Raw genomic sequence first — 13,439 nt, forward strand, 5'->3', positions numbered from 1 at the left:
GGCCGCGTCGTCATTCTCGCCCTCGGGTCCCGAGGGGACGTCGAGCCGTGCGTCGCCCTGGCCCGGACGCTGCGTCAGGACGGCTACGACGTGACGCCCGACTTGCCGCCCGTCTTCTCCTCCACCCGTACGTCGGTGAAGACCGCTCCCTTGTCGACCGCCTTCACCATGTCGATCACGGTGAGCGCCGCTGCAGGCCGCCGCCACCGCGGCCGCCTGCACGCCCGCCGCCTCCCGGCCGTACGACGACTGGTGGGCGCCCGCGACGTCCAGCGCCTCGGCGTACGCGGCCGCCGGGTTGGCCGCGTTGACCAGGCCGACCGGGGCCATGTACATCGCCGCGCCGCAGTTGACGATGTTGCCGACCCCGGCCTCGCGCGGGTCCACGTGGCCGTAGTGCAGCCGCGCCACCAGCCACTTCTCCGCCAGGAAGATACGCTGCAGCGGCAGCGCCTCCGCCTCCAGCTCCGGGATCCAGCGCGGGTTCGTCATCAGGTCCGGCACCAGGTGCCCGGCGACGGCGTAGGCGTCGAGGTGGTCGCGGACGCGGGCGTACACGCGGATGAGCGCGTGCGTCATCAAGGTGTCGTCGGTGACGTGACCGTCGCCCTTGTGGTACGGGGCGACGGGGCGGGCGGTCCGCCAGTCGTCACCGTGCCACGGGCCGACGACGCCGAGGACCCGGCCGCCGTGGCGCCGCACGATCTGGTCGGGGGACCAGCCCTCGACCGGACCGCCGAGGGCGTCCCCGACCGCAGCACCGACCAGGGCACCGGTGATCCGCTCGTCGAGTCCCGCCGGCCGGTCCGCCGCCGGGTCACCGGCCGCCCGGGCTGCCCGGCCGCCGGGCTGGTTCGCGGCCTGGATCGGGTGTGTGGTCCGGTCCGTCGTCCGGGTTGCGGTCGGGTCCGTCGTCCGGTGGGTTGTCCGGCTCCGTGCCCGGCTTGCGGCCGGGTCCGTCATCCGGCCGGTGGCCTGACTCTCCGCCCGGCCTGCGGTCGGGTTCGACGTCCGGCCGGAAGCCCGGTTCTCCGCCCGGCCCGCGGCCGTCTCCGACGTCCGGCCGGAGGTCCGGTCCGCTGCTCGGCTGCCGGTCGCATCCGCCGGCCCGGCAGCCGTGCGGCGGCTTTCTTCTTCCATGGGCATCATGTCCGAATCATCCCCCTGGTGGGGCCGGTCGCGCGGCTTCCAGGAGTTCGGCGAGTTCCACGAGGTCCGTCCCGCTGAGCCGGGGCAGCGCACAGCCGGACAGCACGCGGCAGGCGTCCCGCCAGGACGCCGGAACACTCGCGCCGCCGCCCAGCGCGCCGGTCAGGGCGCCCGCGAGGGCCGGGGCGGAGTCGGCGACCCGGGACAGACAGGCCGCCGCCGGCACCGCCTCCGCGATCCGGCCGCGGGAGGCTGTCGTGAGCGCGAGGGCGACCGGGACCGTTTCGGCGGCGGCGACGCCGTAGCTGTAGACGTGGTCGACGATCTCGTGCTCCAGGGGCGGGACAAGGGCGAAGGCACTGTCGGCGGCCCCGGCGAGCGTGAGCGCGTGCCGGGCGTTGCGGCCGATCTCCGTACCCTCGGGCAGCTCCGCGAGCGCCGCCGCGACGCAGGCATCGGCCTCCGCTCCGGCCAGTGCCAGGGCGAGGGCGGCCGCCATGGCCCGTGCGCCGTGCACCCCGTCGCCGTCCTGGGTGTAGCGGGCGTCGAACTCGGCCAGGGCGGCGGCCCGGTCCGGGTCGCCCGGGTGCGCCACGGCCAGGACGCAGGCCCGGACGCAGGCCGCGTCGTCGAAGTAGTGCGGGTTGTCGTGGCCGCTGGCGGGCGGGCGCAGACCGGCGGCGAGGTTGCCGAGTCCGGCCCGGACGGAGATGCGGGCGCGCAGGGGCAGCACCGCGGACTCGACTTCCGGCGCGCGTTCGGCCGCCGCCGCGACCTCGCCGGCCACGGCGTTCCAGGTCAGGTCGATCGCGGTCCGCGTGCGCCGCTCGCGGCTGAGGTCGCCGAGCGCGCTGTCGTCCCCGGCGCGAAGGACCGCCTCGGCCGCGAACGCCGCCCACTCGGCGTCGTCGGAGGGGCCGAGGCGCAGCGGCTCCGGGGGCTGGTTGAGGGCGATCGGCACGGGCAGTGTGGTCGTGGCGTTCTGCTCCGCGAAGGTGTCCAGCTCACGGGTGAGGCGACGGGTCCACTCGGGCATCCGAGCGGCCCGGTGCCGGGCGGCCGGCCACCCGGCGGCGTCCCCCGCGGCCAGCCCGAGCAGCAGCCCCTCGATCCGCCGGGTCACGGCCCCGCCCGCCGCTCGTCGGCCGGCACGGGGGCGACGGGTTCCCCGGCCGGTGGTCCCGCCGCCGGCCGGACGGCCGGTACGTCCTCCACCGGATCCGGGCAGACCGGCGCGGTCGCCGCCCGCACAGTCACCGCGCCCGTCGCCGGGGGAGGCGCCGGCACCTGCTCCGCCGCTGTCCCGACCGCCGCCGCGCCGTCCGCGGAGGCACCGACCACCACGCCGGGTACGACGGTCGCGCCCGGCACACCCGGCGCCTCCCGCGCGTCCGGCACCTCCGGCACGGCCGGTGGGCCCCCGGCCTCCGAGAGGTGAGGCACACCTGGCACGGCCGGTGGGCAGCCCACCTCCGGGGTGCGGGACGCGCCCGACTCGGCCGGCGCACCCGGCACATCCCGCGCGTCCCGCGCACCGGGTGCGGCCGGTGGGCACCCTGCCTCCGAGAGGTGAGAAGCCCCCGGCCTGGTCGGCACACCCGGCATGGCCGGGACGCACGCCACGCCCGGGACGCGGGACACGCCGGGCGCAGCCGGTGCGCACGCCGTCTCCGGGGGGCGGGACGCGCACAACGCGGCCGACACGCCCCGCGCCTCCCGCGCCTCCCGCGCGTCCGGCACCTCCGGCGCGTCCGGTACGCCCCCCGACCCCAACAGGCGGTGCGCGCCCGGCGCGGTCCGTACGCACCTCACCTCCAGGGCGCCGGACGTGCCCGGCACGTCCGAGGACCCGGCGGGGCACGTCCGCGCCGTGCGGTCCGGCTCGCCGTGTACCAGCAGGTCCGCGACCTCCAGTACGTGGTGGCCCGCCATCGACGGCAGGCAGCTGCCCCGTGCCGGGCCGATGGCCGCCGCCCACTGCTCGGGGATGGCGCGCACCCCCTGCGTGGCACCGGCCAGGGCGCCCGCGACCGCGGCCGTGGTGTCGGCGTCGCGGCCCATGTTCACGGCCGTGAGGACCGCGTCCCGGAAGTCGCCGTCGGCGGCCGCGTACGCCCCGAAGGCGAGGGCCACCGCCTCCGGCGCCAGGTCGGGCCACGGGTAGCCGCCGACCACCACGGCGGAGCGGACCGCGCGTTCCCCGCGGTGGGCGGCGGCCGTGGCCCGGCGCAGGGAGCGTGCCGTCCAGGAGTCGTCCGGGACGACCGCAAGGGCCGCGGTGACGACCGCGACCGGCGGCGCGCCCGCCATCGCGGCGGCGACGCCGGCCGCCACCGCCTGGCCGCCGTAGATGCCCTCCCCGTCGTGGCTGACCGAGCCGTCGACCGCCACCAGGCGGGCCGCCTCGGCCGGGCGCCCGGCGGCGAACACCCCGAAGGGCGCCGCCCGCATGGCGAGACCGTCGCTCCAGGCGTGCCGGTGCTGGGCCGAGATCGGGGCGGCCAGGCCCCGGCGGAGGTTTTCCAGCGTCCCCCGCTCACTGAAGCCGGCGCCCCTGAACGGCCCCTCGGCGCGGTCCGCGATCCACGTGTGCCAGGCCGCCTCGACGTGGACCGGGGCCAGGGCGGAGCCGTGCCGGGCCAGCAGCAGCCCGGAGAAGATGGCGTACTCCGTGTCGTCGGTGCCGCACGGGTGCTCGGTGACGTAGCCGGTGATCCGGCCCCATCGGGCCCGGATCTCGGAGGGCTTCAGGTTCTCCGCGGGCGCTCCCAGCGCGTCTCCGACGGCGAGGCCGAGCAGTGCTCCCCGGGCCCGTTCGCGCGGTCCGCCGGTGGCGTGCGGCCGGGCCGGGGCCGTGCGGGCGGTCGATGCCATGGGCGGGCTCTCCTCTCCACGGCGCCGGCGACGGCGCGGAACCCCATGGGAACCATCCCCCGGTGGAGCGCGCGCCGCAGCCCGAGCGGCCCCGGCATCACCCGTACGACATCTGTGCATACACCGTCTCGAATGAGCAGTCCGGCGCAAAGTAGCAGGTTAGCCCAGCCTTTCCTTGCTGGCGGCGAGGGATTTTCCGGCGTACGTTCTGTGTTGTCGAAAAGTAGAACTCGTCCAAGAAGCCCTTCACGCTCACCCTGGGGGACCCGGCATGGCCATCATCGACACCGAAGCCACCCTGCACGAGGCGCACCGCGACAACCACACGCACCGCGATGTGAACGGCGGCTGGCTGCGCCCGGCGGTCTTCGGCGCGATGGACGGCCTGGTCTCCAACCTCGCCCTCATCACCGGTGTCGCGGGCGGCGCGGTGGGCAGCCGGACGATCGTCCTCACCGGCCTCGCGGGCCTGGCCGCCGGCGCCTTCTCGATGGCGGCCGGCGAGTACACGTCCGTCGCCTCGCAGCGCGAGCTGGTGGAGGCCGAGCTCGAGGTGGAGCGCAAGGAGCTCAGCCGCCACCCGCAGGACGAGGAGGACGAGCTCGCCGCCCTGTACGTGGCGCGGGGTGTCGAGCCGGACCTGGCGCGCGAGGTGGCCAGGCAGCTGTCGGCGGACCCCGAGCAGGCCCTGGAGATACACGCCCGCGAGGAGCTGGGCGTCGACCCGGGCGACCTGCCCTCCCCGCTGGTCGCCGCGGTGTCGTCCTTCGGATCCTTCGCGCTGGGCGCACTGCTGCCCGTCCTGCCGTATCTGCTGGGTGCGACCGTCCTGTGGCCGGCCCTCCTGCTCGCGCTGCTCGGTCTGTTCGCCTGCGGCGCGGTGGTGTCCAGGGTGACGGCGCGGTCCTGGTGGTTCAGCGGTCTGCGGCAGCTCGCCCTGGGTGGCGCCGCGGCCGGTGTGACGTACGCCCTGGGCGCCCTGTTCGGAACCGCCGTAGGATGAGGCGGCCGGAACTTACGCGCCGGGCCGCACAGGTAGCCGTCGCACGCCGGGGCAACTGCCGTTACCGGCGGGTTTCGAGCGTGTGACCACCGGGCAATAGCCGTAAGCGCTGTGAGCAATGAGGCCCGCCGCGCACATCGGGGTGAGCACGAGCGCTCCCCCCGCCTCCCCGGGCCGCCGGACATCGATCTGTCCGCGCCGGTCCCCAGCTTCCACCGCCGGACACGGAACCCGTGTCGCGCCCCGATGGTGTCCGCATGTTGGAACGGAGTTTCCGGTTTCCGGGAAGCTCCCCATCATGTAACCTGCACGAAATTTCGCACACGCAGAGGGCCAACGTCGTCCCTCGGCACCTGCTCCGCCAGGCCCCGAGCCGGCCCAGGGAGCAATTCCACGCCAGATGACGACGACGGGAGAGCCGATGCGTACGCCGCGCCAGCCGTCCCAGCACTCCACGAATGGCCAGAACTGGTCGTTCATGGATGCTCGCCCTGCTGCGCAGGGTATGTACGACCCCCGTGACGAGCACGACGCCTGCGGCGTCGGCTTCGTGGCCACCCTCACCGGTGAGGCGAGCCACGCACTGGTCGAGCAGGCTCTCACGGTGCTGCGCAACCTGGAGCACCGCGGCGCCACCGGCTCCGAGCCCGACTCCGGCGACGGAGCGGGCCTGCTGTCCCAGGTGCCCGACGCCTTCCTGCGCGAGGTGGCCGGTTTTGAACTGCCCGAGGCCGGCGCCTACGCCGTCGGCATCGCCTTCCTGCCGGAGGACGGCATCGAGGACGCCGTCTCGCAGATCGAGACGATCGCCGCCGACGAGGGCCTGAGCGTCCTCGGCTGGCGCGAGGTCCCGGTCGCCCCCGAGCTGCTCGGCGCCACCGCCCGCTCCACGATGCCCGTCTTCCGCCAGCTGTTCGTCGCCGACGGCACCAGCACGGACATCGCCCTCGACCGCCGGGCGTTCCTGCTGCGCAAGCGCGCGGAACGCGAGGCCGGCGTCTACTTCCCGTCGCTGTCGGCGCGCACCCTCGTCTACAAGGGCATGCTCACCACCGGCCAGCTGGAGCCCTTCTTCCCGGACCTGTCCGACCGCCGCTTCGCCTCGGCCATCGCGCTCGTCCACTCCCGCTTCTCGACGAACACCTTCCCGAGCTGGCCGCTGGCACACCCCTACCGCTTCGTCGCGCACAACGGTGAGATCAACACCGTCAAGGGCAACCGCAACTGGATGGCCGCCCGCGAGTCCCAGCTGGCCTCCGGTCTCTTCGGCGGCAGGGACGACCTGGAGCGGATCTTCCCGGTCTGCACGCCGGACGCCTCCGACTCCGCCTCCTTCGACGAGGTCCTGGAGCTGCTGCACCTCGGCGGCCGCTCGCTGCCGCACTCCGTGCTGATGATGATCCCGGAGGCGTGGGAGAACCACGACTCCATGGACCCGGCCCGGCGCGCGTTCTACGCGTACCACTCCACGATGATGGAGCCCTGGGACGGCCCCGCCTGCGTCTGCTTCACCGACGGCACCCAGGTCGGCGCGGTGCTCGACCGCAACGGACTGCGCCCCGGCCGCTACTGGGTCACCGACGACGGGCTCGTCGTCCTCGGCTCCGAGGTCGGTGTCCTCGACATCGACCCGGCCAGGGTCGTCCGCAAGGGCCGCCTGCAGCCCGGCAGGATGTTCCTCGTCGACACGGCCGAGGGCCGCATCATCGAGGACGAGGAGATCAAGGCCGCACTCGCCGCCGAGCAGCCGTACGCCGAGTGGCTGGAGGCCGGCGGGATCGAGCTGGGCAACCTGCCCGAGCGCGAGCACATCGTCCACACCCACGCCTCGGTCACCCGCCGCCAGCAGACCTTCGGCTACACCGAGGAGGAGCTGCGCGTCATCCTCGCGCCGATGGCCAAGACCGGCGCCGAGCCGATCGGCTCCATGGGCACCGACTCGCCGATCGCCGCGCTCAGTGAGCGTCCGCGCCTGCTCTTCGACTACTTCACGCAGCTGTTCGCCCAGGTCACCAACCCGCCGCTGGACGCCATCCGCGAGGAGCTGGTCACCTCCCTGCGCTCGTCGCTGGGCCCGCAGGGCAACCTGCTGGAGCCGACCGCGGCCTCCTGCCGCAGCGTCGTCCTGCCCTTCCCGGTCATCGACAACGACGAGCTGGCCAAGCTCATCCACATCAACGCCGACGGCGACATGCCCGGCTTCAAGGCCGCGACGCTGTCCGGCCTGTACCGGGTCGGCGGCGGTGGGGAGGCGCTCGCCGCGCGGATCGAGGAGATCTGCGCCGAGGCCGACGCCGCCATCGGCAACGGCGCCCGGCTGATCGTCCTGTCCGACCGGCACTCCGACGCCGAGCACGCGCCGATCCCGTCGCTGCTGCTCACCGCGGCCGTCCACCACCACCTCATCCGCACCAAGCAGCGCACCCGCGTGGGCCTGCTGGTCGAGGCCGGCGACGTCCGAGAGGTCCACCACGTCGCCCTGCTCATCGGCTACGGTGCCGCCGCCGTCAACCCGTACCTGGCCATGGAGTCCGTCGAGGACCTGGTCCGCGCGGGTACCTTCCTGCCCGGCATCGAGCCCGAGAAGGCCATCCGCAACCTGATATACGCCCTGGGCAAGGGCGTGCTGAAGGTCATGTCGAAGATGGGCATCTCGACCGTCGCCTCCTACCGCGGCGCGCAGGTGTTCGAGGCCGTCGGCCTCGACGAGACCTTCGTCGAGAAGTACTTCAACGGCACCGCCACCAAGATCGGCGGCGTCGGCATCGACGTCGTCGCCCGGGAGGTCGCCGCCCGCCACGCCAAGGCCTACCCGGCCTCCGGCATCGCCCCGGCGCACCGCGCGCTCGACATCGGCGGCGAGTACCAGTGGCGCCGCGAGGGCGAACCGCACCTGTTCGACCCGGAGACGGTCTTCCGCCTCCAGCACTCCACGCGCACCGGCCGCTACGACGTCTTCCAGAAGTACACCTCCCGCGTGAACGAGCAGTCCGAGCGCCTGATGACGCTGCGCGGCCTGTTCGGCTTCACGTCGGACCGCGAGCCGATCCCGGTCGAGGAGGTCGAGCCGGTCTCCGAGATCGTCAAGCGGTTCTCCACCGGCGCCATGTCGTACGGCTCCATCTCCAAGGAGGCGCACGAGACCCTCGCCATCGCCATGAACCAGCTGGGCGGCAAGTCCAACACCGGTGAGGGCGGCGAGGACCCGGAGCGCCTGTACGACCCGGCGCGCCGCTCGTCGATCAAGCAGGTCGCCTCCGGCCGCTTCGGCGTGACGTCCGAGTACCTGGTCAACGCCGACGACATCCAGATCAAGATGGCCCAGGGCGCCAAGCCCGGCGAGGGCGGCCAGCTGCCCGGCCACAAGGTGTACCCGTGGGTGGCCAGGACCCGGCACTCCACGCCGGGCGTGGGCCTCATCTCCCCGCCGCCGCACCACGACATCTACTCCATCGAGGACCTGGCCCAGCTGATCCACGACCTGAAGAACGCGAACCCGCAGGCGCGGATCCACGTGAAGCTGGTCTCCGAGGTCGGCGTCGGCACGGTCGCCGCGGGCGTCTCCAAGGCGCACGCGGACGTCGTCCTGATCTCCGGCCACGACGGCGGCACGGGCGCCTCCCCGCTGACCTCGCTGAAGCACGCCGGCGGGCCCTGGGAGCTCGGCCTCGCCGAGACCCAGCAGACCCTGCTGCTCAACGGCCTGCGCGACCGCATCGTCGTGCAGACCGACGGTCAGCTGAAGACCGGCCGCGACGTGGTCATCGCCGCGCTGCTCGGCGCCGAGGAGTTCGGTTTCGCGACCGCTCCGCTCGTCGTCTCCGGCTGCGTCATGATGCGCGTGTGCCACCTGGACACCTGCCCGGTCGGCATCGCCACGCAGAACCCGGTGCTGCGCGAGCGGTTCGCCGGCAAGGCCGAGTTCGTCGTGAACTTCTTCCAGTTCATCGCCCAGGAGGTCCGCGAACTCCTCGCCGAGCTCGGCTTCCGCTCCATCGAGGAGGCCGTCGGCCACGCCGAGGTCCTCGACGTCACCCGCGCGGTGGACCACTGGAAGGCACAGGGCCTGGACCTGGCGCCGCTGCTGCACGTGCCCGCGCTGCCCGAGAACGCGGTGCGCCACCGGATCGTCGCCCAGGACCACGGCCTGGAGAAGGCGCTCGACAACGAGCTGATCAAGCTCGCCGCCGACGCCCTGGCCGCGAACTCCGCCACCGACGCCCAGCCGGTGCGGGCCCAGGTCCCCATCCGCAACATCAACCGCACGGTCGGCACCATGCTCGGCCACGAGGTGACGAAGAAGTTCGGCGGGGCGGGCCTGCCCGACGACACCATCGACATCACCTTCACCGGTTCCGCCGGCCAGTCCTTCGGCGCCTTCCTCCCACGCGGTGTCACGCTGCGCCTGGAGGGCGACGCCAACGACTACGTCGGCAAGGGCCTGTCCGGCGGCCGGATCGTCGTCCGCCCGGACCGCGCGGCCGAGCACCTCGCCGAGTACAGCGTCATCGCGGGCAACACGCTCGCCTACGGCGCCACCGGCGGCGAGATGTTCCTGCGCGGCAGGACCGGTGAGCGGTTCTGCGTCCGCAACTCCGGCGCACTGGTCGTCTCCGAGGGCGTGGGTGACCACGGCTGCGAGTACATGACCGGCGGTCACGCGGTGGTCCTCGGCGAGACGGGCCGCAACTTCGCGGCCGGCATGTCCGGTGGCATCGCCTACGTGATCGACCTCGACCGTGACAACGTCAACGCCGGCAACCTGGCGTCGGTCGAGGCGCCGGACGACGCGGACAAGCAGTGGCTGCGCGAGGTGGTGCGCCGCCACCAGGAGGAGACGGGCTCCACCGTCGCCGAGAAGCTGCTGGCCGAGTGGGACAGCCCCGACGGCGGCGCGGCGCGCTTCAGCAAGATCATCCCCAGCACGTACAAGGCAGTGCTCGCCGCCAAGGACGCCGCCGAGCGAGCCGGTCTGTCCGAGACCGAGATCACCGAGAAGATGATGGAGGCGGCGATCAATGGCTGACCCGAAGGGCTTCCTGAACCACGGCCGCGAGGTCGCCACCTCCCGTCCGGTCGAGGAACGCGTCAGGGACTTCAAGGAGGTCTACGTCCCCGGCTCCCTGCTGCCGATCATCAGCAAGCAGGCCAGCCGGTGCATGGACTGCGGCATCCCGTTCTGCCACAACGGCTGCCCGCTCGGGAACCTGATCCCCGAGTGGAACGACTACGCCTACCGCGAGGACTGGACGGCCGCCTCCGAGCGCCTGCACGCGACGAACAACTTCCCGGAGTTCACGGGACGCCTGTGCCCGGCGCCGTGCGAGTCGGCCTGTGTGCTGGGCATCAACCAGCCGCCGGTCACCATCAAGAACGTCGAGGTCTCCATCATCGACCAGGCGTGGGAGACCGGCGGCGTCGCGCCGCAGATCCCCGAGCGCCTGTCCGGCAAGACGGTCGCCGTCATCGGCTCGGGCCCCTCGGGCCTGGCCGCCGCCCAGCAGCTGACCCGGGCCGGCCACACCGTCGCGGTGTACGAGCGCGCGGACCGCATCGGCGGCCTCCTGCGGTACGGCATCCCCGAGTTCAAGATGGAGAAGCGGCACATCAACCGCCGTATCGAGCAGATGCGCGCGGAGGGCACCCGCTTCCGCACCGGCGTCGAGGTCGGCCGCGACATCAAGGCGGGCGACCTGCGCAAGCGCTACGACGCGGTCGTGCTGGCCGTCGGCGCCACCACGGCGCGCGACCTGCCGGTCCCGGGCCGGGAACTCAACGGCGTCCACCAGGCCATGGAGTACCTGCCCCTGTCCAACAAGGTGCAGGAGGGCGACTACGTCACCGCGCCGATCTCCGCCGAGGGCAAGCACGTCGTCGTCATCGGCGGCGGTGACACGGGCGCCGACTGCGTGGGCACCGCGCACCGCCAGGGCGCGGCCTCCGTCACACAGCTGGAGATCATGCCCCGGCCGGGCGAGGACCGGAACCCGGTCACCCAGCCCTGGCCGACGTTCCCCATGCTGTACAAGGTCACCTCGGCGCACGAGGAAGGCGGCGAGCGGGTCTACTCCGTCTCCACCACCCACTTCGAAGGCGACGCGGACGGCAACGTCCAGTGGCTGCACCTGACCGAGGTCGAGTTCGTCGACGGGAAGCTCACCCCGAAGCCGGGCACCGAGCGCAAGATCCCGGCCCAGCTGGTCACCCTCGCCATGGGCTTCACCGGCACCGACCAGGACAACGGCCTGGTGGAGCAGTTCGGCCTGGAGCTCGACGCGCGCGGCAACATCGCACGCGACGCCGACTTCCAGACCAATGTGCCGGGTGTGTTCGTCGCCGGTGACGCCGGCCGCGGCCAGTCCCTCATCGTGTGGGCGATAGCGGAGGGCCGCTCGGCCGCCCGCGGCGTCGACCGCTTCCTCACGGGCGCCAGCGAACTGCCGGCCCCGATCCGCCCGACGGACCGCGCGCTGGCGGTCTGACGGACCAGGGTGACCCGGCGACGCTCTGATCCGACGGTCACTCACACACGTCCCGTACAACGGCGTACGGGCGGAATCGGGGATCCCACCAGACCCCGAGACGGCGCCTGCCCCCTGTCCCCGACCGGACGACGGGCAGGCGCCGCCGCATGTCCGGACCCCCGCGTGCCGCGACCGCGCCGCCCGGCCGGCCGAACGGCGAGCCGGCACCGCTCGCGCCGGTCCCCGGCACGGCGCGACCCGATCGACGGGACCGCCACGAGGCTCACGCACGCCCTACGTGTCGCACTCCAGCACCCGCCGGCACAGCGCGCACCGCGCCCGCAGCCGCCCCCGCACCGGCACCCTGATCCGCTGATGACACGTCGGGCAGCAGAACGACACCCGCAGCGGACCGTCCCCGGCCGGGGCGAAGGAGTAGGGCGCGCCCTGCTGCGCGGCCGCTCCACGGTCCTGGGCGTGCCGCCGGTCGCGGGCGTAGCGGCGGCGGCCCGTCCAGCCCGCCGCCGTCAGGGGCGGCTGCTGCTCGTCGTGACGGGCCCGGGCGAGGCCCTGCGCGTACGCCGAGTACGCCTGCGGGCTGGTGAACCACACCGAGGGGTCCTCACCGAAGACCAGCGCCCGCTTGGCCAGCACGTACCCGAACTCCTCCGGTGTGATGTAGCCCAGCTTCTGCGAGGACACGGCGTCCTCCCTGTAGGCGTCCAGCAGGAGCCACCCCGCGCCCAGGTACGTGGCCGCCGTGTCCGTCAGGATCTCGTTGGCGCGGGTACCGGGGAAGGACAGGTCGAGCCGGTGCAGATAGACGTGCGTCACCTCGTGCGCGAGGGCCGCGCCGATGTCCCGCCGGTGGGTGCGGAAACGGTCGTTGAGCTCCACGAAGTACTCGGGGCCGGCCGCCAGTTCCACGTTCGCCGCGTGCTCCATCTCGCGGAAGCCGACGACCAGGCGGGCGTCCGGCAGCCGGTAGTGCCGCACCATCTCGCGGGCCACCCGCTGCGCGCCCAGATGCAGGTCGTCGGCGTCGCAGAAGGCGACGTCCGCCGGGGCCACACTCGTCGCGAAGGTCTGGACGGTGTCGTACGACAGCCGCCTGTACAACGCGGTGATCGCCGCCCGTACCGTCTCCAGGTGCGGGTACCCGTGCTCGACCGGTCCGCCGTTCACCACGCCCGTACCCCCAAAGACGCCCGGAAGCAGAACCGTCCTCTCACTCTAAGGGCTGTCCGGCGGATCACGTCGGAGGAGACCGGCGGCACCCCGCAGCCCGGGCGTGCCGGGCCCCCGCGTCTCCGGCACCGAGCCGCCGGGCAGCCCCCAGGCCGGTGCGAGCGGTTCGCCGGTGACCCGGTCACCGGGCGCGGCCGCGCCCGGCCGTCCGGGTCCCGGCCCGCGAGGGCAGGCCGGCGCACCCCGTAGGGTGACGCCCATGACCACCAGCACCACCGGCACCACCGGCGCCAGCGACGTCGACCCCGCCGTCCGGGCGGAGCTCGCGCGGCTGCGTGACAGCATCGACAACATCGACGCGGCCGTCGTCCACATGCTCGCCGAGCGGTTCAAGTGCACCCAGCAGGTCGGCCGGCTCAAGGCGGCCCACCAGCTGCCGCCCGCCGACCCCGCCCGCGAGGCCCGGCAGATCGCCCGCCTGCGCGCGCTCGCCGAGGACGCCAAGCTCGATCCGGCGTTCGCGGAGAAGTTCCTCAACTTCATCATCGCCGAGGTGATCCGCCACCACGAGCGCATCGCCGAGGACACCGGCAACGCCCCGACAGCGCCCTGACCCGCCCGGCGCGCCCCGGCCCGCGTCCGCCGTGCAGGGAGGCGCTCCCACCGGGCCCGCCGCGCCCGCTCCGGCGCACGCTCCCCGCACGGCGCCCGCCCCCGCGAACGGGCGCGGCGTCGGGTAACCCCCTCGTCCCCGGTCACCG

The 13,439-nt window shown here is 73.6% G+C and carries 7 protein-coding genes and 1 pseudogene; 4 read left to right on the forward strand and 4 right to left on the reverse strand.

Going from position 1 to position 13,439, the window contains the following annotated elements:
- The 3 genes and pseudogenes from ACWDNY_RS25450 to ACWDNY_RS25460 all read right to left on the reverse strand — a co-directional run.
- Nucleotides 1-963, reverse strand: a 963-nt coding sequence (locus ACWDNY_RS25450) for an ADP-ribosylglycohydrolase family protein (RefSeq protein WP_451648108.1), incomplete at its 3' end; no start/stop codon positions are given.
- A 193-nt stretch (nt 964-1,156) separates the two neighbouring features.
- Nucleotides 1,157-2,272 carry an ADP-ribosylglycohydrolase family protein gene (locus tag ACWDNY_RS25455; RefSeq protein WP_451648109.1) on the reverse strand — a complete coding sequence of 372 codons (1,116 nt, stop codon included), beginning with the start codon at nt 2,270-2,272 and terminating at the stop codon, nt 1,157-1,159.
- Between the two features lie 757 nt (nt 2,273-3,029).
- Nucleotides 3,030-4,023, reverse strand: a pseudogene (locus tag ACWDNY_RS25460) (ADP-ribosylglycohydrolase family protein); the annotation flags it as partial.
- Nucleotides 4,024-4,294: 271 nt separating this feature from the next.
- Between ACWDNY_RS25460 and ACWDNY_RS25465 the strand changes: the two are divergent.
- The 3 genes from ACWDNY_RS25465 (at nt 4,295) to ACWDNY_RS25475 (ending at nt 11,508) form a co-directional block, all read left to right on the forward strand.
- Nucleotides 4,295-5,026, forward strand: a complete 732-nt coding sequence (locus ACWDNY_RS25465) for a VIT1/CCC1 transporter family protein (RefSeq protein WP_451648110.1) — start codon at nt 4,295-4,297, stop codon at nt 5,024-5,026.
- Nucleotides 5,027-5,531: 505 nt separating this feature from the next.
- The gene (gene gltB / locus ACWDNY_RS25470; RefSeq protein ID WP_451648128.1) at nt 5,532-10,052 is read left to right on the forward strand and encodes a glutamate synthase large subunit; all 4,521 of its coding nucleotides are present in this window, start codon (nt 5,532-5,534) and stop codon (nt 10,050-10,052) included.
- On the forward strand, nt 10,045-11,508 hold the full coding sequence (locus tag ACWDNY_RS25475) for a glutamate synthase subunit beta (RefSeq protein WP_451648111.1): 1,464 nt from the start codon (nt 10,045-10,047) through the stop codon (nt 11,506-11,508). Before gltB ends, ACWDNY_RS25475 begins: the two co-directional genes overlap by 8 nt.
- 276 nt (nt 11,509-11,784) lie before the next feature.
- Here ACWDNY_RS25475 and ACWDNY_RS25480 read toward each other — a convergent pair whose 3' ends face one another.
- Nucleotides 11,785-12,678: a hypothetical protein gene (locus tag ACWDNY_RS25480; RefSeq protein ID WP_451648112.1), complete on the reverse strand. Its 894-nt coding sequence runs from the start codon at nt 12,676-12,678 to the stop codon at nt 11,785-11,787.
- Between the two features lie 259 nt (nt 12,679-12,937).
- On the opposite strand from ACWDNY_RS25480, the gene ACWDNY_RS25485 reads away from it, so the two are divergent.
- Nucleotides 12,938-13,291, forward strand: a complete 354-nt coding sequence (locus tag ACWDNY_RS25485; protein WP_451648113.1) for a chorismate mutase — start codon at nt 12,938-12,940, stop codon at nt 13,289-13,291.
- The last annotated feature ends 148 nt before the right edge of the window (nt 13,292-13,439 follow it).

It is taken from the genome of Streptomyces sp. NPDC003697, assembly GCF_053587115.1.